The sequence below is a fragment of the Undibacterium sp. SXout20W genome, assembly GCF_049340285.1.
In the GTDB taxonomy this organism is placed as follows: Bacteria; Pseudomonadota; Gammaproteobacteria; order Burkholderiales; family Burkholderiaceae_D; genus Undibacterium.
The window spans coordinates 35,702-56,328 of the sequence record NZ_JBMPPH010000014.1 but is presented as its reverse complement, the minus strand read 5'-3'; the positions used below and the strand labels follow the sequence as shown (position 1 = coordinate 56,328).

The following is a 20,627-nucleotide window of genomic DNA, read 5'->3' as shown; positions in this document are numbered from 1 at the left end:
TAGCTTCAGAATCGATAGGTTTCGAAGTTTTGCTTGATTGCTACACCTAATGAAAATGAACCACCTAGAGTTCCTTCCATAAACGGCTTACCTGAAAAATTTGGAGACTGACACAATGAAAAAATCACTGATCGCATTTGCTGTACTGAGTGCATTTGCTGCTAGCGCATCCGCACAATCGAACGTTACCGTCTACGGCATTATTGATGCTGCGGTGATGTATAACACCAATCAAACTGCGACTGGCGGTAACAAACTGACTCTCGATGCAGGTCAATTGTTGACATCGCGCTGGGGTATCAAAGGTAGCGAAGATCTTGGCGGCGGTACAAAAGCCATCTTCAATTTGGAAGGTACACTCGCGAATGATACTGGCGCTGCTGGTGCTGGGTTTGGCGGGAATTCATTCACGCAGGCTGGTAGCGGCACATCATTGTTCGATCGTTTGTCATGGGTAGGTCTCTCTGGTGACTTCGGTACGGTAACTGCTGGTCGTAACAACATCCTTGGTGTGGACTCCGTTGGTCTGGCTGATCCTATGGGTCTGGCACATGCCGGTAGTAACCCGAACGTGATGTTTAGTGCATTGAATGCGGGTTCTTTGTTTGGTGGCTTCGGTACCAACCAGGGTGGTACTGCATTGCGTCAGGACAACTCCATTAAATATGTATCGCCTTTCCAAAACATGAACGGTTTTGGTGTGGGTCTGATGTATGGTGCGGGTGAACAGGCCGGTAATGTTGCCGCTAGCCGTTATATGGGCGCTTCAGCATTCTTCACTGATGGCAAAAATGGTGCGGCCGTTTCTTACGCTAAATTGAATGACTCAACCAGCAATGCAACTTTGTCAGGCCTCGCATTAGGTTTGAAATACTATGTAACACCAGAAGTCAAACTGAACTTTACCTATGCGCAAACCCAAGTCGACGGTAAGATTTTGATCCCTGTTTCAGCGACTTTAGCCTTAAATGCAGATCAACGTAAGATCGTCGTGATTGGTGCAGGTGTCGATTATTCACTGTCTCAGCAATCAACGATCACTGCCGCTTACTATGATACGAAGCGTTCCGGTGATGTCGGTGGTTTGTTGGATGGTAAGGCTGATCAATATGTTCTGTTAGGAAAATATGCGTTGAGTAAGCGCACAACAGCCTATGCATCATTGACTTATGCAAAAGCTGGATCTGCTAATTCGCAAGATACAAGCTTAGCTTTAGGTATCATCGCCGCCGGTAATTCCTCAGCTGTTCGCTCCGCAGTGGGTGTTTTGCACTCATTCTAAGTTAAATTTAATTTGCCGAAACGAGAGTTTCGCAATATATAAAAGCCTCAATATTGAGGCTTTTATTTTTTTATTTTCCATGATTACTTTTTTTGAATTCTTTTAAAAAATATCGGGAAAGCTGCTTTTGGACAAAATGCACAAAAAAATTACTTTTTTGATAATTTTCGTTGCGAATGCGAGACATTTTTAGCCCAACCTCTGTCATTAAGCGCGATTTTGCTTGGCTGAGGGCGGTCATATTTGGTCAAATACGTTAACTTCTTATTTGCTGAATTAGTAGTTTTAAGTATTAGCACGACCCGTCGTAGTTTTGTTTGCATAGACCGTCTCGTGCTTCATGTAGTTGTTTTGTATTCAAATCCTTTGGAGAAAAAAATGAAAAAATCACTAATCGCTCTGTCAGTATTGGCAGCTATCTCTGGCGCAGCTCAAGCGCAATCTAACGTAACTATCTACGGTGTTGTAGATATGGCTTTCCAAGCTGAAAGCAACGGCGCTGGTAAAAAATACGCAATCGACAGCGGTGAGCAATCTGGTTCACGTCTGGGTTTCAAAGGTACTGAAGATCTGGGCGGCGGTTTGAAAGCAATTTTTGATATCGAAGCTGGTATCCTTGCTGACAGCGGCGCATCCCAAGGTGGCCTGACATTCGGTCGTCAATCATGGGTTGGTTTGACTGGTGACTTCGGTACAGTTAAAGCTGGTCGTCAATACACACCACAATTCTACTTCTTCGACGCAGTTGACCCATTTGATCTGGGATTCACTTCCGGTCACGCTGGTGCATCCACATCTACTGGTGGTGTATTTGGTTTCTTGTCCGCTAGTGCATGGCGCGTAAACAACAGCGTTAGCTATCAATCTAACGACATCTCTGGCTTCAGCGCAATGGCATTGTACGGCGCTGGTGAAGTTGCTGGCGATAACGCAGCTAACCGCTCTTTAGGCGTTAGCGCTCAATACGCAGCTGGTCCATTGTTCGTTGGTGGTGTTTATTACACAGCTAACGATGCTAAGGACGTAGCATTGAAATCTATTTTGGTTGGCGCAACTTACGACTTCGGCGTAGCTAAAGGTGCATTTGGTTACTCCAAAGACAAAAAAGACGACGGCAGTATCGATCAAAAAGGTTTCACATTTGGCGTAACAGTGCCAGTGACACCAGCTGACGCAATTTTGGCAACAGCTGCACGTTTGACTGACAACGTTGCTAACGGTAACAGCACACAATACGCTATCGGTGCAACTCATGCATTGTCCAAGCGTACTAACCTGTACGGTTCTTTGTCTAAAGTATCTAACGACGCAAACGTTAATGGTGGCGGTCTGGCTGCTTCTAAAGGCGCAAGCGACTACTTGGCAAACTTCGGTATTCGTCATACATTCTAATCATTCGCAGGCGTAAGCCTGTTGATGTGAAGAACGAGAAAAAAGCACCTTCGGGTGCTTTTTTCTTGGGCAATCAATTCGCGAAGAGCCTGAAGCAGGGGAGAAATAAATTCGAAAAGCGAACGTAATTACCTGCCGAATTTACAAAGGACGGGCGCATATTCTTGGCTTATGCCTCTCTTATTCCTTGCTAATTTCGCGCTTCTTCCTCGCTTCTTTCGCGAATATTACAAGTTAGAAGTGTTATTCGGCGCACTGATGCCAAAATGCTCATAGGCCAATGTGGTTGCTATCCGCCCACGCGGCGTACGTTGCAGGTAGCCTTGTTGTATGAGGTACGGTTCGAGCACGTCCTCAATTGTGTCGCGCTCTTCGCCAATTGCCGCGGCGACGTTGTCCAGACCGACTGGGCCACCACCAAATTTGAATAAAATCGCTTCTAGCAGTTTTCTATCCATCAGATCAAAGCCTACTGTATCCACATCCAGCATTTTTAGTGCCGCATCAGCGATATCTTTGGTAATGTCGCCATTACCTTTGACCTCAGCGTAATCACGGACGCGCCGCAATAGGCGATTGGCGATACGCGGTGTTCCTCGCGCTCGATTGGCAATTTCGCGGGCGCCGTCTTCGTGGATGGGCGCGTTGAGTAATGAAGCGGAGCGGGTGACGATACGGGTTAATTGTTCTGGAGTGTAGAATTCGAGACGGGCCACGATACCAAAACGATCCCGTAGTGGATTAGTGAGCATACCAGCCCGCGTTGTCGCTCCTACTAGCGTGAATGGCTGCAAATCAAGTTTGACTGAGCGTGCAGCCGGGCCTTCGCCGATCATAATATCGATTTGATAGTCTTCAAGCGCCGGATATAAAATTTCTTCAACGACGGGTGACAGGCGATGAATTTCGTCAATAAATAAGACGTCGTTGGCTTCCAGATTGGTGAGCAGGGCGGCCAAATCGCCAGCACGTTCTAATACAGGGCCGGAAGTTTGGCGTAAATTAACCCCCATTTCGCGGGCAATAATATGTGCCAGCGTCGTTTTACCTAAACCTGGCGGTCCAAACAGTAAGGTGTGATCGAGTGCTTCTTTGCGTTGGCGTGCGGCGGTGATGAAAATTTCGAGCTGGGCGCGAATTTTTTCCTGGCCGACATATTCGTCAAGTTGCTTCGGGCGGAGGGCTCGCTCAATCGCTTCTTCATTAGAAGAGACTGGTGTTGCCGAAATGATTCGAGTCTCAGTTGGTTCAGAAAACAGATTATCGGTTTGTATGCTCATCGCTTAACCTTTGGAGAGCGCTTTTAAAGCCAATTTGATACCGTCTGAAACGCCAGTCCCAGCCGGTACGGATTTCATTGCAATCGTCGCTTCTTTATCGGAGTAACCAAGCGCTAACAAGGCATTTAAAATATCGCCGCTATGATCACCAGCGGCCACCGCAACACCGCCGCTAAAGAGATCTGCGCCTAATTTGCCCTTGAGCTCAAGCAGCAAGCGTTCTGCGGTTTTTTTACCGATACCTGGTACGCGCGTTAGTCTGCCTGCTTCTTGCAGGGTAATGGCTTGCGACAAGTCTGCTACCGACATACCAGACAGGATTGCCAGAGCGGTGCGTGAACCAACACCACTGATTTTGATTAATTGACGAAATGTCGAACGTTCTTCAGCGCTACCAAATCCGAACAAGACATGAGCATCTTCGCGGATCGCTAAATGTGTCAGCAGTGCGACTTTTTCACCGAGTGCCGGTAAATTGTAGAAAGTACTCATGGGAACATCAACCTCGTAGCCTACCCCTTGGCAATCAATGAGCAATTGAGGTGGATTTTTTTCTATCAGCGTGCCTGCGATGCGACCTATCATGAGACGGCTTTCGTACTGTATGAATAAACAGTGATAATAAACGATTCTGACTGACTTGACGAGGAGGATTGTAAGGCAATGGATGCGGCAACAAAGGTTCAAACGAAAAAATGATGCATTGTTATGACGCAACCCTCCATCAGCCTATTAGTCGCCCACCTTTGACCCGTAAACCTTTTTTCGCCAGTTCCGGTGCGATTGCACTTAACGTCGCTAATGCCTCGCCACTATGCGCATGGCAAATTGCTACGCCTAAGGCATCGGCCGCATCGGGGCTGGGTTTGCCGGATAGTTTTAGAAGACGTTGCACCATATCTTGTACTTGCTCTTTTTTTGCACGACCATGCCCCACGACGCCTTGTTTGACTTGCAGAGCGGTATATTCGGCCACTGCCAGATCTGCCGCCACCAATGCGCAAATTGCGGCACCGCGTGCCTGACCCAGGAGTAAAGTTGATTGCGGATTGACGTTAACAAAGACGATTTCTATCGCAGCGCAGTCGGGTTGGTAGGTATTGACTACTTCAGAAACACTGGCAAGGATGGTTTTAAGGCGCTGAGGTAAAGAGCCTTCTGTGGTTTTGATGGTGCCAGAGGCGACGTAGGTAAGTTGGTTACCTTGCTTTTGTATGACCCCGAAACCGGTGGTGCGTAAGCCGGGGTCTATGCCTAATATTCTCATTGGAAGTTATTTTTTCTGGGCGAGCTGGATGGGTGGGTGTAATTAGATCGGCTAATGATATCTGAATCCTATGTCGCTACGGCAAATCTTCATTCAAAGCACAAAAAAATGGCCTCCAGTTTGCGCCGGAGGCCATGTCTTTCAATTTATTTGAAGCCTATTTGAAGCTGATTTGAAGCTGATATGAAGCCTGATTAATGACGGAAATGACGTGTTCCTGTATAAACCATGACCACACCTCGCTCATCCGCTGCATCAATAACTTCCTGATCGCGCATGGAACCACCTGGGTGGATGACGCATGTTGCACCTGCATCGACGACGACGTCCAAACCATCACGGAACGGGAAGAAAGCGTCAGACGCGACGGCAGAACCAGTCAGGCTCAGACCCGCATTTTGTGCTTTGATCGAAGCGATACGGGCAGAATCAATGCGACTCATCTGACCCGCGCCAACACCAAGTGTCATGCCATTGCCGCAGAAGACAATCGCATTGGATTTGACGTATTTCGCAACGCGCCATGCAAACATCATGTCGGCCATTTGTTGTGGACTTGGTTGCAGTCTGGAAACGACGCGCAGCTCTTCTTGCAACACGTTCTTGGCATCCGGTGCCTGTACTAACAACCCACCACCAACACGTTTGACATCGTATTGATTGACAGCATTACCCAAAGCAATTTCCAGGAGACGAACGTTTTGTTTTGCCGCGAAAATCGCTTTTGCTTCAGCAGTGAATGACGGTGCAATCAACACTTCAACAAATTGCTTCGCCACGATTTCTGCTGCTTTGCCATCAAGTTCGCGGTTGAATGCGATGATGCCGCCGAACGCAGAAGTCGGATCTGTTTGCAGTGCTTTGGTGTAAGCCTCAAATGGTGTCAGGCCTAAGGCTACGCCACAAGGATTGGCATGTTTAACGATCACGCATGCAGATTCATTGAATGATTTAACGCATTCCCAGGCTGCGTCGGCATCCGCAATATTGTTGTAAGACAGTTCTTTGCCTTGTAATTGCTTGTAGTTCGCTAATGCACCATCAACCGTTTTCAGATCGCGATAAAACGCTGCGGATTGATGTGGGTTTTCACCGTAACGCATTTCTTGAACTTTATCGAAATGCAGATTCAATGTTTGTGGATACGCGCTACGTGTTGTATGTGCTTTATCTTCACCAAGGCTGGTCAGGTAGTTGGTGATCGCACCATCGTATTGCGCAGTGTGCGCGAAGACTTTTTTCGCCAAAGTAAATTTGGTATCGTAGCTGACAACGTTTTGATTCGACTTCATTTCCGCCAAGACGATCGCGTAATCGCTAGGATCGACGATGACAGTCACGTCTTTATGGTTTTTTGCTGAAGACCGCAACATCGTTGGGCCGCCGATATCGATATTTTCAATTGCATCTTCGAGCGAGCATTCTGCTTTTGCGACTGTTTGCTGGAACGGATACAAATTCACGACCACCATATCGATCGTTGGGATGCCATGTTTCTCTAAGGCGGCAACGTGCTCAGGAAAATCACGACGCGCCAGAATGCCGCCATGGACTTTCGGATGCAAGGTCTTGACGCGACCATCAAGCATTTCCGGAAAACCAGTGTAATCAGCGACTTCAGTCACGGGCAGGCCGTTGTCGGCTAGCAGTTTTGCAGTACCACCGGTGGAGAGTAGCTTGACACCGAGTGCCGACAACTCACGTGCAAATTCGAGCACACCGGTCTTGTCTGAGACGGATATGAGGGCTTGTTTGATCATGATGAGAATGAAAGAGTAAGGAAATCGGTGTCAGAAACTGACATAGTGTTTTTACAGTAAACCGTGATGCTGCAATTTTTTACGTAAAGTATTGCGGTTAATGCCTAACATGTCTGCGGCTTGTGATTGATTGCTATCGGCACGTGTCATGACCATTTCAAGCATCGGTTTTTCTACGGCTAATACAACCATGTCGTAAATATTGGAGGCGGGTTGTTCACCCAAGTCACGGAAATACTTTTCCAGGTTTTTGTGGACGGCGTCTTGAATGCTATCTTTGCTCATATTTTTTTGTCACTGTTTGGTTATGCCGGGCGGCGAAAAAGTCCATGTTCGGTGGACGATCAGGCTACGCTTTTATTACTGTGTGGCTTGGCTATCGCAGCGGTATTGCCAGGTGTTTGCCAGGTGTTTATCTTAAGCGGCCATTTTTTCTTGAAAGGGGCGGTATTGTAACCGTTCTCCAGCCATACGATCAAAAAAATGGCTGACGGCAGCTAATTGTTCATCACAATCGGTGAGCAAATTCATTTGTTGTCGGAATTCCTCACCATCAACTAAGTCTTGTACGTACCACCCTATGTGCTTTCGTGCCGTTCGTACACCAAGATAATCGCCATAAAAAGCATAATGTTCTTTTAAATGACTATCCATCAGATGTCTGACTTCACTAATCAATGGAGGTGGTAAGTGCTGACCTGTGCGTAAGTAATGCTCAATTTCTCGAAAAATCCACGGTCGGCCTTGTGCTGCGCGGCCTATCATTATGGCGTCCGCTCCGGTTACCTCTAAGACGTATTTGGCTTTTTCTGGCGTCGTGATATCGCCATTTGCAACGACAGGAATCGTCACGGATGCCTTGACGGCAGCGATCGTCTCGTATTCCGCGTCGCCTTTGTAACCATCGGCACGCGTACGTCCGTGCAAAGTCAACATCTGAATGCCTGCAGCTTGCGCCATGCGAGCGATATTTAAAGCATTTTTATTCGCTCTGTCCCATCCCGTCCGGAACTTCAACGTCACTGGCACATCAACTGCTTTAACTACGGCATCCAGAATTTGTCCTACCAGACTTTCGTGCTGCAATAACGCTGAACCACACCACGCGTTACAGACTTTTTTAACCGGACAGCCCATATTGATGTCGATGATTTGCGCACCTTTATCAACATTAAATTTGGCACAATCGGCCAGCATCACAGGATCTGCACCGGCGATCTGTACTGCCTTCGGTTCCATTTCACCTTCGTGATTGGTACGACGTGTTGATTTTTCGGTTTCCCATAACTTTGGATTTGAGGCTGCCATTTCAGAAACAGCGTAGCCTGCACCTAATTCTTTGCATAATTGCCGGAATGGCCTATCCGTTACTCCAGCCATAGGAGCAACAAAAATGTTGTTACGCAAGACGTAGGGACCGATTTGCACGATGAGGCTTAGGGGAAATTTGGAGAAGCGCTATTCTACCTGAAACCTGCCTAAATATTTGGCAAAATTATGTTGTTTTGTAGAAATATATGTTTCTATGAGCAGCGCATTTTCGATAGATTTTGACGGAAAATTCTAAACATCTTCAACTATGGGGGTAAATTGCTTGCTTCTGATGATATTTTGCGGGAATTTTTGTCAATACCTATTTGCTGATTTTTTTTTGCAACCAGACACTTTGTCGGAAGCATAAAATAATCGTCAAAATAAGCCATAACATTTCGGCAAAAAAGATACTTTGAAGATACTTTTGAGCTTGATGTTGAAGCCGTATTGATCGGATTTTCTCGTCAATTATCTGGTATTGCTGGTCAGTCATTGCAAAACCGAGCTGAATGGCTGCACGTGCCGCAGCCATATCAGTATCAGTTCTGGCAGATGTAATTTTACGTGAAGCCCACGTCAATTAATGCTTTTGGGGATTGCTTGACGCCGCATTAATTTCATCAATCGCAGCCGCATCCAGATGAGCGATGTCACCCCATGAAATTAGTTGTAATTGAGCCAGATCATAGCTAAAACGATTAATGCTGGCGTTATAGATAGTCACTTCTCGTGGCGCATCCAACGGCAAATTTTTAGCGGCGCGGTAAGCGCATTCCAATACCCCACCATGGGCGACGATGGCAATTTTTTTGCCTTCAAATTGTTTTGCGTAGTGGGTGATGTGCGTCATGATGCGCTGATGAAATTGACGGATCGTTTCACCTTTGTTTTCACCGGGTGGAAATTCTGCGTCAGGATCATGTGCTCGCCAGGCGGCGTGTTCGACCGGAAACAGGTGTGGCAAGTCACAATAAAGTTGTCCTTCAAAACCACCAAAACAACGCTCACGTAAACCTGCATCGAGGCGTGTGCTGAGACCCTGCAAGCGGGCAATTTCTCCCGCAGTTTGCACCGCTCTTTGCAAGTCGCTGGAAATAATTGCGTCTAATTTTTCATTTTGCAATGCATAGGCTAAGGCTTTCGCTTGTCGTGTGCCTTCCGCATTGAGTGGAATATCAAGATGACCTTGTAAGCGTTTGATGGCATTCCAGGCGGTTTCGCCGTGGCGGATTAAGAGTATTTCGGTCATTGTGTTCTGATTGTTAATTCTTATAGTTAATTACGGTGCGTTCTGGGATACGGGTCGTTTCGTTTCTAACCAAAACGTGACCGGACCATCATTGGTCAAGGAGACTTTCATATCAGCGCCAAATCGACCGCTTGCCACAACCGGATGCTGGCGCTGGGCTTGTCTTAGAAAATAGCCGAATAATTCTCTGGCGACATCGGGTGGTGCTGCAGGAGTGAATGATGGGCGGGTGCCGGAATTGGTATCTGCCGCGAGGGTAAATTGTGGTACCAGCAATAAACCGCCACCACTATCTTTTACGCTCAGATTCATCTTGCCAGCAGCGTCAGAAAACACGCGATAGCCAAGTAATTTGGTCAGTAAAGCATCGGCTTCTTTTTCTGTATCACCGCGCTCTGCACATACTAAAACCATCAAGCCAGCGTCAATCTCACCAATGGTTTCTCCATCGACAACGACACTGGCTTGGGATACACGTTGCAGTAAAGCGATCATGCTGCCAAGGTTACACGCGCAAATTTACGTTTGCCGACTTGCAGTACAAAGGTACCGGCATCAAGCTTTAAGCTTTTATCGCTGATGACATTGCCATCAACACGCACACCGCCTTGTTCTACCATGCGCAATGCTTCTGAGGTCGATGCACACAAATTAGCTTGCTTGAGTAATTGCGCAATTCCTACAGGTGCACCGTTCAGGCTGACTTCTGGAATATCGTCAGGGATACCGCCTTTGGAGCGATTCACAAAATCCGCCAGTGCGTCTTCACCTGCTTGTTTGCTATGGAAGCGGGCCACAATTTCTTGCGCCAGAGCGACCTTGATATCGCGCGGATTCTGACCTTCGGCAACCGCTTTTTTGTAGCCTGCGATTTGATCGATCGACGTAAATGACAATAAGTCGTAGTACTTCCACATCATCTCATCAGAGATACTCATGACTTTTGCAAACATGGTATTTGCTGGTTCAGTGATGGCGATGTAATTGTTTTTGGACTTGGACATTTTTTCAACACCGTCCAGACCTTCCAGCAAAGGCATGGTCAGAATACATTGTTGTTCTTGTCCATAATCTTTTTGCAATTCACGACCGACCAAGAGATTGAATTTCTGGTCCGTACCACCAAGTTCCAGATCGGCATGTAAAGCGACGGAATCGTAACCTTGCATTAACGGATACAAAAATTCATGCACTGAAATGGGCGTACCCGCTTTAAAACGTTTAGTAAAATCGTCACGCTCCATCATACGGGCAACCGTGTATTTGGATGACAATTGGATCATGCCGCGTGCTCCAAGCGGATCGCACCATTCTGAGTTGTAGCGGATTTCAGTTTTCGCTGCATCCAATACCAGACTCGCTTGCTTGAAATACGTCTGCGCATTCGCTTCAATCTGCTCGCGTGTCAATGGTGGACGCGTTGCATTGCGGCCAGACGGGTCACCGATCATCGATGTGAAATCGCCGATCAAAAAAATCACGGTATGGCCTAGATCTTGCAACTGACGCATTTTGTTGAGCACGACAGTGTGGCCTAAGTGCAAATCTGGTGCAGTGGGATCGAGACCGAGTTTGATCCGCAAAGGCTTGCCAGATTGTTCACTACGTGCCAATTTTTGCGCAAATTCGGATTCAATTAATAATTCATCAACACCGCGTTTTGTCACCGCAAGGGCGTGTTGTACAGCATCTGAAAGTGGCAATAATACAGGGGAGGAGTTGGTATTTTGTACAGAAGTCATAGTTAATTTACATCACATTTTTTGTAACAGCGCTGGTCAGGATTTATATTCTGAATCCATAATCAGCGTTTGCCAAATTCTGGTGTTGGTTTAATTGATGGGACGCGCCTAACTTGCTTTATAATCCCGTCTTTGTTTGTCGTTGATATGTACGTAAGCGCACCATGAACTCGCAATAATTTGCAGCTTGTGGACGCCAACGAGTTCATACGGGGTCATACGGTTATTGTAATGCTTCAAAACCGCATCTCATCACGACAGCGACCACGAATTTTCGATAACAACAGTTAATTTTAACTTATTGCATGCGTCCAATAGATAAATTCCTTCATATCGCTACTGGCAAAAGGCAGTTGTTCGGGTCTAGTCGCGTTTCCCGTGCCGTATCAATCTCTGCGTTATTTTTTGCTGTCTGTGCTATCGGTGCTGCAGCGGTTGCTCCTTTAGCACCGGATGCGGCCGATTTGCCAGTTAAAAAATTAATGCAAGAATTGCCATTGCCAAAGCTTGACGAGCAAATTGCTGCTATTGAAGCAAATGAACAACACTTTGTGCGTGAAGAAACGGTACGTCGCGGCGATACCTTGAGCGCCTTATTGTTGCGTCTTGGCGTTGAAGACGACGATGCAGATAAATTTATCAAAACTGACAGCATCGCCCGCAGTTTGTTGCAATTGCGCACTGATAAAGCGGTACGCGTTAAAACGAATGAAGAAGGTGAACTGGAATGGCTGCAAACTACCATTGTTGAAAGCAGCGATAAGCCTGCCCGCAATATAGAAATCACTCGTGATGCTACCGGCCATTTCAAGGCGGTCGATACTGCTGCAGCTCTGGAGCGTCGCGTAGAAATGGCATCAGGAAATATTACTTCTTCGCTGTTTGCTGCAACCGACGATGCCAATATCCCAGATAGTGTTGCATCACAAATCATTAGCATGTTTGAGACCAATATTGATTTCCGGAAATTGCAACGTGGTGATCAATTTAATGTTGTTTATGAAACTTTTTGGCAAAATGGTCAAAAAGTTAAAACCGGACGCGTTTTAGCAGGTGAATTCACAAATGCTGGTAAGCCTTATCAAGCGGTGTGGTTCGATGAAGCCGGTGGTCAGGGTGGCTATTATACGTTTGACGGTAAGTCACTTAAAAAAGCCTTTTTGAAATCACCCCTCGCATTTACGCGTATTTCTTCTGGTTTTTCTATGCGTGTTCATCCTATTTCCGGTCAATGGAAGCAGCACAAAGGCGTTGATTTTGCAGCAGGAATTGGCACGCCAATCCGCGCTACCGCAGACGGTGTCGTTGATTCAGCAGCGATGAGTGGTGGGTACGGAAACTTGGTCGTGATTAAACATTGGGGTGGCTACAGCACTGCCTATGCCCATATGCAGCGTTTTGCGCCGGGAATTCGCAAAGGTAGCCACGTTTCTCAAGGTGAGATCATCGGCTTTGTCGGGTCAACAGGTTGGTCTACCGGCCCGCATGTGCACTATGAGTTCCGCGTCAACAATGATGCGCGTGATCCATTATCTATCGTTGTGCCAAACGTACAGGCATTGTCGAATACAGATTTGCCACGTTTTAAATCCGTTGCCAGCGATATGCATCACCGTTTTGATTTGCTGCGTCCTGAGCGTTTGGCACAAAACAGCAAGTCGACTGCCAGCTGAGATTTGACATATTCTTCAGGCCGAACATAACGTTCGGCCTTTTTTGTTTGAGCGACGAGATGACGATAATCGATATGCATACAGATCAGAATTTGAATGGTGCTTCTGTGTATATAGGCATGATGTCTGGCACTAGTCTGGACGGGGTTGATGGTGTTTTAGTGCGTCTACCTGCGACGGACAAAGATCACATGGAACTCCTTGGATCTGCGTATATTCCGTTCAGTGAAGAACTGCGGCAACAAGCATCGCAATTACAGCAGCCCGGCGCCAACGAAATACATCGTGAAGCTTTATTGGCGAATGACTTAGCTCAAAGCTACTTTACGTGTGTCCACAGCTTATTGGCGCATCATCCAGAGCTTGGTGTTAAAGCGATCGGTGTGCACGGGCAAACGATACGCCACCGACCCGAATTGGGGTTTACGCGTCAAACCAATAATCCTGCACTTCTTGCCGAATTGACTGGCATTGATGTCATCGCTGATTTTCGGAGTCGTGATGTGGCAGCTGGAGGACAGGGAGCACCATTAGTTCCCGCTTTTCATCGTGCTATTTTCGCGCAGAAAGGGGAATGCCGTGTCGTCGCAAATATTGGCGGAATCAGCAATATCAGCGTACTTGCGGCTGATGGCAAAACGACCGGTTTTGATACCGGACCTGGCAATGTGCTCATGGATTATTGGATTAAGCAACATCAAGGCGTCAGCTACGATGCTGATGGCGCGTGGGCGGCGCAAGGAGCTGTGAATGATGCATTGCTGGCACGTCTGATGGATGAACCGTATTTACAACAAGCACCTCCGAAAAGTACCGGACGTGATTTATTTCATGCGGATTGGTTACTCTCGCATTTGCATGCGCTGCCGACGATGGCGGCAGTCAATATTCAGGCAACCTTATGCGCTTTCACTGCGCATAGCCTGGCTCAGGCTATCCTGAAAAATGCCGCGCAAACGCAGACCGTGTATGTGTGCGGCGGTGGTGCTTATAACTCGACTTTGATGAAGATGCTGGCAGTTGCCTTGAAAGATGCTGGGGCAAACACCGAAGTGCAAAGTACGGCACAATTAGGGGTAGCTCCGGAGCACGTAGAAGCATTAGCATTCGCATGGCTTGCGCAGCAATTTTGCTTACGTCAGGCTGGTAATTTGCCAGAAGTCACAGGTGCGAAAGGTTTAAGGGTGCTCGGCGCTTTATACCCGGCATAGTGCGAAAAAATTGTGCACTGACAATATATCGTATAGTGGGGTCTAACCAACCATGTCAGGCAATCAAGGAATTCGTGCAGATGACAATGGCCCTTTGGGCATCCCCAGGGCAAAGTCTCCGCGTCGCCTTTTTTGGCTTACGTTTCCTGGCGACGCAATAAGGGCTAGTGGCTGACGACCCGCGCCCTGCTTGGCTCTACAACCTGCGTTCGTTTTACGTTCGTTTTACATATTAAAAATGACGTAAAAGTGATGCAATAAGTCAGACGTGAGGATCGCCTTGGATAACAGTATCTACCAAAAATTATAAGCAAGGAAATTTATGCCCCATTTTATTTATATCGCCGATCCTATGTGTTCATGGTGTTATGGTTTCGGTCCGGAATTGCAGGCGCTGCTGAATGACATCCCTGATGCCAGTCTGGAAATCGTCGTTGGTGGTTTGCGTGCTTACAATCAGGAGATCATGGGCGAATCACAACGAACAACGATACGCGGCCATTGGCACCATGTTGCAGAAGCAAGCGGCTTGCCATTTTCTGACGTTGGTATGACACAAGCTGGTTTTAAATATGATACCGAACCAGCTTGTCGAGCCGTTGTTGCTACAAAAATTGTCGCCGATCATTTGAATGGTATTCAATTATTGCAAGTTTTTCATGCGATTCAATCTGCTTTTTATGCAGAAGGCCAGGATGTGACGCAGTCAACAGTATTGGCTGAAACAGTGGTTGCTACACTCAATAAAATAGATGGCCATGAAAGTTTTGACGTTGACAGTTTTACCGAAACGTTCCTGTCACTTCACTGTTTGGCAGATACGCGCGCTGAATTTGAGCAATGTCAGCGGTGGGGAATACGTGGGTTCCCCGGTTTATTGATCGTCCATAATCAGGCGCTGCATATGATTGCAGCTGGCTACACCAAAACGGCACAATTGCGTGCCGCAATCGCTGAAGTACTAGCGACATAAATTTCATTATTCAAATGCATATGACTCATTCAACGACAGTGCCACGTATTCAAATTGCCCCACAAGGACCAGAATTTTCTCGCATCGTACTCGGACTCTGGCGTCTTGCAGACTGGAAGATGACGCCACAGGCTCGTGTAGATTTTTTGGAGCAAGCACTAGCATTAGGTGTCACAACGATCGATCAAGCAGATATTTATGGGGATTATCAAAGTGAAACTTTGCTAGGTGAAGCATTAAAGTTGGCGCCATCGCTGCGACAACAATTTCAATTCGTCAGTAAATGCGGTATAAAACTTGTTTCAGCTGCACGACCTGCGCATGGACTACAGCATTACGATACGAGCCGGGCACATATCATCGCTTCGGCGGAAAATTCTTTGCGTGCAATGCAGATAGAACAATTGGATGTTTTGCTCATTCATCGCCCCGATCCTTTAATGGATGCCGATGAAATGGCGGAAGCATTTCGCCACTTACAAGACACAGGCAAAGTGAAACATTTTGGCGTTTCAAACTTTACGCCATCACAATTTGAACTGCTTGCATCACGCTTTCCGTTAGTGACGAATCAAGTCGAACTTTCTCTGTTGCATTTGCCACCATTGCATGATGGTACTTTAGATTTATGTCAAAAGTTACGCATTGCGCCGATGATTTGGTCAGCATTGGGTGGTGGTAATTTGTTACGTGAATCGACGACAGCCAGTCCGCAAATTTTGCGCGTCAGGCAGGTCCTTGATGTGTTGTCCAAAGAACTCGATCTGCCCGCCAGTACGATTGCCTTAGCATGGGTATTGCAACATCCATCCCGACCTTTGGTGCTTACCGGATCGGGAAGAATAGAGGCGTTGCACGATGCGGTTTTAGCATGTCAGCAAACGCTCAATCGTGAGCAATGGTTTAGTCTCTGGTGCGCATCGGCAGGTAAAGGGGTTGATTAAGAGTTAACCCCTATTGCTCATGAATGATCAATAATGAAAAAAAAGTAACAGTAATCGTGACTGTTATATTGACTGTTACAGTGACTGTCATACTGACAGCGATCGCAACTAAATGAGCAAAAGATGGGTGACTGGCACACTAGCTAGTCGCTCATCAGCGACTATAACCGCCTTTACGCCACGTAAAACAAGACTGAGAAATATTGGCACATGCTCCCAGCCAATACAAATAGGTGCCAGATTCCATGCCCGTGCTTTAGTTTTTCATCCGTGGCATAAAAAATGATACCTACGGTATAAAATAATCCACCTAATGCCAGCCAGATAAAGCCGGTTTGCAAGATGCTGATTAAAGGAACGATGGCCGCGATTGCTAACCAACCCATAACGACATAAATCGCAAGTGACAGCCAGCGCGCGCCTTTGGCAAATAGCAATTCTTGAATGATACCAATCACAGCAAGACTCCATTCAAGCCCAAACAATACCCACCCTGAATGTTCACGCAACGTCACTAATGTAAACGGCGTATAACTGCCGGCAATAAGCAAATAAATCGCGCAGTGGTCAAGCTTTTGAAATACTTCTTTCGCTTTGCCACGCAAGCTGTGATAGAGCGCGGAAATTGTATAAAGAAGAAAAAGCATTGCACCATAAATACTGAAGCTGACGATTTTCCATGGATCACCAAGGCGCGCACTAACAGTGATTAAGACCGCTGCACCACCCATTGCTAAGGCTGCCCCGGCAATATGGCTGATGCTATTAAATTTTTCTCCGTAATACATAATTGAAAAGCTTCCTTCGAGTGCTGGCTTGATGCGTATTGTGCACTATCTATGACATTGCCGTTTAAATTGGCATTTAAATTGGCATTTAATTTGGCGTTGATGATCGCCGCCAACTTAAGTACTACGACAGAAAGGAGCGAAAAAGCTGGCGCAGTCCTATTCCTTGTTCGCATTTTTGTACAAGGAATAGAGCGGCCCTATTTCAATTTTCGTATTCAGGTGACAGGATACATTTTTTGAAAAGTCGATTGCATCCAGTTGATAAAGATTTCGACTTCTGGTCGCAGACTTGGTTGTGCTTCGTGAACCAAGTGATAGGCGTGCGGCGGTGTTGCAAGTTGTGTATCGAACAGTCGGACAACTTCACCCGATTTAATCATATCCTCGGCAAAGTGTTGTCGCGTCAGTCCTATTCCATGACCATGTTTGATGGCTTCTAAGAGTAACCCCAGATCGTCTATCCGCAAGCCATTTCCGGGCTCTGGCCAATCAAGACCTGCCACTTCAAACCAGGGTTGCCACGGCTCTAACGCCGAGCGTAGCAATTTGGCATGACGTAAATCTGCTGGCGTTTTAATTGGTGGAATTGTTTTTAAGTAGGCTGGGCTGGCGACGGCAAAGCTGGGTTCAACAAACAGCTTTTTGGTCACCAGATTCGGATACTCGCCCGCACCAAAACGAACTTCAACATCACTTTCGGAGAGGCTTAAATCGTAGAGCGGTACGAAGAGATAGACTTCGATTTCGATGTCTGGATATTGTGCTGAAAAATCTGCCAGCCTCGGCATAAACATGTATCGGGCAAAAGTCGGTGGTACAGTGACTTTGACTCGCATCTGGTTTTGCGTGACCTTATTTGGCAAAGGAAAATCGGATAAAGTTCTCAATGCGCCTCGGACCACATCCAGGTAACGGCGGCCGAACTCCGTTAAAGTGACACTACGACCTTCACGCACAAATACCCGTTCACATAAATGCTCTTCCAGCAGGCGAATGCGGTGTGACAGCGCCGATGGCGTAATACAGAGTTCTTCAGCTGCAACTGCAAAAGAGCCAAAGCGTGCTGCTGCTTCAAAGGCTGAGAGCGCATGTACCGGGGGAAGTCTTGTTGCCATTCTATATCCTGAATTTAACCTTCATTACAAGCAATCAATTGCCGAGAATTGTTTATTTTTGCCTGAGCAAACTAATTTTACAGGCTACTGCGTCCAGAAAATGTATCGTTGACTCAGAATTTTTATCAGAAAGTCATCTTTTGGATGACGCGATCAATGCCACAACGTATTGGTTTATTTTTGAGCATGATGAGGGATAGTCTATGCTGGTGACATGAAGCCAGATGACCTGCAGACGCGATTCCCTCGCATATGATAGCGTGAATTTGGCTGACGATTGACGTTTCCGAACGATCGTTTGCTAAACATTCTTTGTCGGGATCGAATAATGTTGCGTGCACGCTAAGGTGTGGATGTCCAGGCTGTTCGATTGTTCGCCTCAATAGAACAATTAACTGAGGCGCGATTTTGATGAACGATCGTTTTTATACTATCGCCCATGTCTATTAATGATGCGCTCTTGCGGTTTTTGGCTTATGCTCTGCGACTTCTTTCTACGTGAGAATTGCTATGGGTAATCGACTTTCGAAAATTGCGACGCGTACTGGTGACGCAGGAACAACAGGACTTGGTGATGGTAGCCGGGTCGATAAGGATGCGTTGCGCGTCCATGCAATGGGCGATGTTGACGAGCTTAACTCGCACATTGGCGTGTTGTTATGTGAACCGCTGCCAGCTGCAATGCAACATGAACTGGTATCAATTCAACATGATTTGTTTGATATGGGCGGTGAGCTTTGTATTCCAGGTTACCGTCTGATTACTGATGCGCAAGTAGCTCGTTTGGACGCGTTATTAGAGAAGTACAATGCCGATTTGCCACCGTTGAAAGACTTTATCTTGCCAGGTGGTTCCAGAGCAGCGGCGATCGCACATGTGTGTCGCACCGTGTGTCGTCGCGCCGAGCGTGCCATTGTGAGTGTGGGTAAAAGCGAAGCAATCAATGATCATCCGCGGCAATACATGAATCGCTTGTCTGATTTATTGTTTGTGCTTTCGCGGGTTCTGAACCGGGTCGATGGTGGCAATGACGTGTTATGGGAAAAAGACCGCAGCCGTTAAGTGGTATTTTAGAAGCTTACTTTTCCGGTTTGGTATGGCGGCTCAGTAAGCGCGTTAATGCTGCGCGTAAATCGGCATTTTGCGCGGTATTTTCGATGTTTTTTTCTAACGTGCTTAAGGCTTCAAGTGCAGTTTTGGGGATAGATAATTGCTTTATCGGCAATGGTTTTTCTATGACGCGCTTAACTTGTACTTTGATGCGGATTGCGTTAATCTGCCACCCACGTTGTTGAAGATGTAATTGTAATTTGGGGCATTGTTGCTTCAATTTCGTCGCAACAGCAGCATTCGATGCGCCTAGCACCAGTTGACCATCGGCGAGTTGCATCACTTCGCAAAGTTCAAAAAGCGAAGACAAGATCGTTTCACAGTCCTTTTGTAAGGATAAATTGCGCTGGATCGCTGGTAGTAGCGACGCAATCTTGTCGTTTGAACGTAAAAAATCACTCGCACCGCTGGTCACTGAAACTGGGCGGCCACGTTTAATATTGATACGATATGGAGGTGGTAATGGGGCAGACATGGCGAACACATTACCACAAACGGCGTCACTTCATACAGCGTAAGCACGCCATCTTAGAGGGAAATGACAGATGCAGATAATTTTGATGCATTCTCGGTTTACCCAGGCTAAATCGGTGACTTTGTCCGCACGCCATGTGGTGTACGCGGTCATTGGATTGATTACTTTAATCGTGGTGAGCGGCGCATTAATGGCCGCTCTTACACTACGCCTGGCCAGTTCTGATCTGCCGATTCTTCGTAGCATCTTACCGGCTTCAACGTCTTCTCCACTCTCCGGCGATCCGAATTCTAAAGATCGTTATCTGAAAGAAAATTTGGCTGCCATGGCTGTCAAATTGGGTGAAATGCAGGCGCAAATGATGCGATTGGATGCCTTGGGTGAGCGTGTTCAAGGGTTGGCGGGGGTGAAGCCAGAAGAATTTAATTTTAAAGAGTTGCCCGCCCGTGGTGGTCCTGAAATTTCGTCGGCGCCATCGAATGAACTGAATATGTCAGATCTGCAAGCTGCCTTGGATGCGTTTCAAAAAGATGTAGAGCATCGTTCCGATTATTTGAATGTTGTTGAAACAAACCTGATGGGTTTTAAGATTCAATCGAAGCTTTTACCGACAATTCAACCCGTAAATGTTGCTTATAATGCATCAGGATTTGGCTGGCGTCTTGATCCTTTTACGGGTCGCAATGCGTTCCACGAAGGGATTGATTTTCCTGCGCCGACCGGTACGCCTATTGTTGCCGCGGCCGGTGGTGTGGTGATTGCCTCAGAATTCCATCCACAATTTGGCAATATGCTTGAGATTGATCATGGCGGGGACTTGATTACCCGTTATGCGCATACGTCCAAAATTTACGTCAAACTTGGTGATATCGTAAAACGGGGACAGCATGTCGCTGATATTGGCTCTACTGGACGATCTACCGGTTCGCATTTGCATTTTGAGGTGAGGATCAAAGATGTCCCTCAAGATCCAAATAAATTTCTTACCGCTGGTGCAAATCAGGCAAAACTTGCTTCACTCAAACAAAAATAGCCTTGTTTTTGCGTAA

20 protein-coding genes are annotated in these 20,627 nt (G+C 46.8%); 8 read left to right on the top strand and 12 right to left on the bottom strand.

The window, feature by feature from the left end:
* The first annotated feature begins 115 nt into the window (after positions 1 to 115).
* Together ACO0K1_RS09590 and ACO0K1_RS09585 are read left to right on the top strand one after the other, a co-directional pair.
* Positions 116 to 1,282 (top strand): porin, encoded by a 1,167-nt coding sequence (locus tag ACO0K1_RS09590; RefSeq protein ID WP_423025069.1) that lies wholly within the window; start codon positions 116 to 118, stop codon positions 1,280 to 1,282.
* A 378-nt stretch (positions 1,283 to 1,660) separates the two neighbouring features.
* Positions 1,661 to 2,674, top strand: coding sequence for a porin (locus ACO0K1_RS09585; protein ID WP_423025067.1), 1,014 nt, complete (start codon positions 1,661 to 1,663; stop codon positions 2,672 to 2,674).
* A gap of 227 nt (positions 2,675 to 2,901) precedes the next feature.
* Here the strand turns inward: ACO0K1_RS09585 and ruvB are convergent, their stop codons facing one another.
* From ruvB to tyrS, 9 genes are all read right to left on the bottom strand, one after another.
* Positions 2,902 to 3,954, bottom strand: coding sequence for a Holliday junction branch migration DNA helicase RuvB (gene ruvB / locus ACO0K1_RS09580; RefSeq protein ID WP_423025065.1), 1,053 nt, complete (start codon positions 3,952 to 3,954; stop codon positions 2,902 to 2,904).
* Positions 3,955 to 3,957: 3 nt separating this feature from the next.
* Positions 3,958 to 4,539, bottom strand: coding sequence for a Holliday junction branch migration protein RuvA (gene ruvA, locus ACO0K1_RS09575; RefSeq protein ID WP_423025063.1), 582 nt, complete (start codon positions 4,537 to 4,539; stop codon positions 3,958 to 3,960).
* A gap of 139 nt (positions 4,540 to 4,678) precedes the next feature.
* Positions 4,679 to 5,221 carry a crossover junction endodeoxyribonuclease RuvC gene (gene ruvC, locus ACO0K1_RS09570; protein WP_423025061.1) on the bottom strand — a complete coding sequence of 181 codons (543 nt, stop codon included), beginning with the start codon at positions 5,219 to 5,221 and terminating at the stop codon, positions 4,679 to 4,681.
* Between the two features lie 194 nt (positions 5,222 to 5,415).
* Entirely contained in the window at positions 5,416 to 6,981 is a 1,566-nt protein-coding gene (purH, locus tag ACO0K1_RS09565; protein WP_423025059.1) for a bifunctional phosphoribosylaminoimidazolecarboxamide formyltransferase/IMP cyclohydrolase, read from the bottom strand.
* A 51-nt stretch (positions 6,982 to 7,032) separates the two neighbouring features.
* Positions 7,033 to 7,266, bottom strand: a complete 234-nt coding sequence (locus ACO0K1_RS09560) for a helix-turn-helix domain-containing protein (protein ID WP_423014534.1) — start codon at positions 7,264 to 7,266, stop codon at positions 7,033 to 7,035.
* A 132-nt stretch (positions 7,267 to 7,398) separates the two neighbouring features.
* Complete coding sequence (gene dusB / locus ACO0K1_RS09555) at positions 7,399 to 8,409, bottom strand: tRNA dihydrouridine synthase DusB (RefSeq protein ID WP_423025057.1); 1,011 nt, start codon at positions 8,407 to 8,409, stop codon at positions 7,399 to 7,401.
* Between the two features lie 466 nt (positions 8,410 to 8,875).
* On the bottom strand, positions 8,876 to 9,544 hold the full coding sequence (locus ACO0K1_RS09550) for a histidine phosphatase family protein (protein ID WP_423025055.1): 669 nt from the start codon (positions 9,542 to 9,544) through the stop codon (positions 8,876 to 8,878).
* Positions 9,545 to 9,574: 30 nt separating this feature from the next.
* On the bottom strand, positions 9,575 to 10,039 hold the full coding sequence (gene dtd, locus ACO0K1_RS09545; protein WP_423025053.1) for a D-aminoacyl-tRNA deacylase: 465 nt from the start codon (positions 10,037 to 10,039) through the stop codon (positions 9,575 to 9,577).
* The gene (tyrS, locus tag ACO0K1_RS09540; protein ID WP_423025051.1) at positions 10,036 to 11,286 is read right to left on the bottom strand and encodes a tyrosine--tRNA ligase; all 1,251 of its coding nucleotides are present in this window, start codon (positions 11,284 to 11,286) and stop codon (positions 10,036 to 10,038) included. Before tyrS ends, dtd begins: the two co-directional genes overlap by 4 nt.
* A gap of 305 nt (positions 11,287 to 11,591) precedes the next feature.
* On the opposite strand from tyrS, the gene ACO0K1_RS09535 reads away from it, so the two are divergent.
* From ACO0K1_RS09535 to ACO0K1_RS09520, 4 genes are all read left to right on the top strand, one after another.
* Positions 11,592 to 12,959, top strand: a complete 1,368-nt coding sequence (locus tag ACO0K1_RS09535) for a peptidoglycan DD-metalloendopeptidase family protein (protein WP_423025049.1) — start codon at positions 11,592 to 11,594, stop codon at positions 12,957 to 12,959.
* Between the two features lie 59 nt (positions 12,960 to 13,018).
* Positions 13,019 to 14,170, top strand: a complete 1,152-nt coding sequence (locus ACO0K1_RS09530) for an anhydro-N-acetylmuramic acid kinase (RefSeq protein ID WP_423025047.1) — start codon at positions 13,019 to 13,021, stop codon at positions 14,168 to 14,170.
* Between the two features lie 322 nt (positions 14,171 to 14,492).
* Complete coding sequence (locus ACO0K1_RS09525) at positions 14,493 to 15,143, top strand: DsbA family protein (protein WP_423025045.1); 651 nt, start codon at positions 14,493 to 14,495, stop codon at positions 15,141 to 15,143.
* A gap of 20 nt (positions 15,144 to 15,163) precedes the next feature.
* Positions 15,164 to 16,087, top strand: coding sequence for an aldo/keto reductase (locus tag ACO0K1_RS09520; RefSeq protein ID WP_423025043.1), 924 nt, complete (start codon positions 15,164 to 15,166; stop codon positions 16,085 to 16,087).
* Between the two features lie 173 nt (positions 16,088 to 16,260).
* On the opposite strand, the gene trhA is transcribed toward ACO0K1_RS09520, so the two are convergent.
* Both trhA and ACO0K1_RS09510 read right to left on the bottom strand, forming a co-directional pair.
* On the bottom strand, positions 16,261 to 16,875 hold the full coding sequence (gene trhA, locus ACO0K1_RS09515; RefSeq protein WP_423025041.1) for a PAQR family membrane homeostasis protein TrhA: 615 nt from the start codon (positions 16,873 to 16,875) through the stop codon (positions 16,261 to 16,263).
* 218 nt (positions 16,876 to 17,093) lie between these two features.
* Entirely contained in the window at positions 17,094 to 17,993 is a 900-nt protein-coding gene (locus ACO0K1_RS09510) for a LysR substrate-binding domain-containing protein (protein ID WP_423025039.1), read from the bottom strand.
* A gap of 510 nt (positions 17,994 to 18,503) precedes the next feature.
* On the opposite strand from ACO0K1_RS09510, the gene ACO0K1_RS09505 reads away from it, so the two are divergent.
* The gene (locus tag ACO0K1_RS09505) at positions 18,504 to 19,055 is read left to right on the top strand and encodes a cob(I)yrinic acid a,c-diamide adenosyltransferase (protein WP_423025037.1); all 552 of its coding nucleotides are present in this window, start codon (positions 18,504 to 18,506) and stop codon (positions 19,053 to 19,055) included.
* Positions 19,056 to 19,071: 16 nt separating this feature from the next.
* Here ACO0K1_RS09505 and ACO0K1_RS09500 read toward each other — a convergent pair whose 3' ends face one another.
* Entirely contained in the window at positions 19,072 to 19,578 is a 507-nt protein-coding gene (locus ACO0K1_RS09500; protein ID WP_423025035.1) for a DciA family protein, read from the bottom strand.
* A 70-nt stretch (positions 19,579 to 19,648) separates the two neighbouring features.
* Between ACO0K1_RS09500 and ACO0K1_RS09495 the strand changes: the two genes are divergently transcribed.
* Positions 19,649 to 20,611 carry a M23 family metallopeptidase gene (locus ACO0K1_RS09495; protein WP_423025033.1) on the top strand — a complete coding sequence of 321 codons (963 nt, stop codon included), beginning with the start codon at positions 19,649 to 19,651 and terminating at the stop codon, positions 20,609 to 20,611.
* The last annotated feature ends 16 nt before the right edge of the window (positions 20,612 to 20,627 follow it).

Excerpts from the sequence above, each read along its gene's own strand:
- ACO0K1_RS09550 (WP_423025055.1), bottom strand. The coding sequence starts at position 9,544 with ATGACCGAAATACTCTTAATCCGCCACGGCGAAACCGCCTGGAATGCC.
- ACO0K1_RS09525 (WP_423025045.1), top strand. The coding sequence starts at position 14,493 with ATGCCCCATTTTATTTATATCGCCGATCCTATGTGTTCATGGTGTTAT.
- ACO0K1_RS09520 (WP_423025043.1), top strand. The coding sequence starts at position 15,164 with ATGACTCATTCAACGACAGTGCCACGTATTCAAATTGCCCCACAAGGA.
- ruvA (WP_423025063.1), bottom strand. The coding sequence starts at position 4,539 with ATGATAGGTCGCATCGCAGGCACGCTGATAGAAAAAAATCCACCTCAA.
- tyrS (WP_423025051.1), bottom strand. The coding sequence starts at position 11,286 with ATGACTTCTGTACAAAATACCAACTCCTCCCCTGTATTATTGCCACTT.
- ACO0K1_RS09495 (WP_423025033.1), top strand. The coding sequence starts at position 19,649 with ATGCAGATAATTTTGATGCATTCTCGGTTTACCCAGGCTAAATCGGTG.
- ACO0K1_RS09505 (WP_423025037.1), top strand. The coding sequence starts at position 18,504 with ATGGGTAATCGACTTTCGAAAATTGCGACGCGTACTGGTGACGCAGGA.
- trhA (WP_423025041.1), bottom strand. The coding sequence starts at position 16,875 with ATGTATTACGGAGAAAAATTTAATAGCATCAGCCATATTGCCGGGGCA.
- ACO0K1_RS09590 (WP_423025069.1), top strand. The coding sequence starts at position 116 with ATGAAAAAATCACTGATCGCATTTGCTGTACTGAGTGCATTTGCTGCT.
- ACO0K1_RS09585 (WP_423025067.1), top strand. The coding sequence starts at position 1,661 with ATGAAAAAATCACTAATCGCTCTGTCAGTATTGGCAGCTATCTCTGGC.
- ruvB (WP_423025065.1), bottom strand. The coding sequence starts at position 3,954 with ATGAGCATACAAACCGATAATCTGTTTTCTGAACCAACTGAGACTCGA.
- ACO0K1_RS09510 (WP_423025039.1), bottom strand. The coding sequence starts at position 17,993 with ATGGCAACAAGACTTCCCCCGGTACATGCGCTCTCAGCCTTTGAAGCA.
- ACO0K1_RS09530 (WP_423025047.1), top strand. The coding sequence starts at position 13,019 with ATGACGATAATCGATATGCATACAGATCAGAATTTGAATGGTGCTTCT.
- purH (WP_423025059.1), bottom strand. The coding sequence starts at position 6,981 with ATGATCAAACAAGCCCTCATATCCGTCTCAGACAAGACCGGTGTGCTC.
- ruvC (WP_423025061.1), bottom strand. The coding sequence starts at position 5,221 with ATGAGAATATTAGGCATAGACCCCGGCTTACGCACCACCGGTTTCGGG.
- dtd (WP_423025053.1), bottom strand. The coding sequence starts at position 10,039 with ATGATCGCTTTACTGCAACGTGTATCCCAAGCCAGTGTCGTTGTCGAT.
- ACO0K1_RS09560 (WP_423014534.1), bottom strand. The coding sequence starts at position 7,266 with ATGAGCAAAGATAGCATTCAAGACGCCGTCCACAAAAACCTGGAAAAG.
- ACO0K1_RS09500 (WP_423025035.1), bottom strand. The coding sequence starts at position 19,578 with ATGTCTGCCCCATTACCACCTCCATATCGTATCAATATTAAACGTGGC.
- ACO0K1_RS09535 (WP_423025049.1), top strand. The coding sequence starts at position 11,592 with ATGCGTCCAATAGATAAATTCCTTCATATCGCTACTGGCAAAAGGCAG.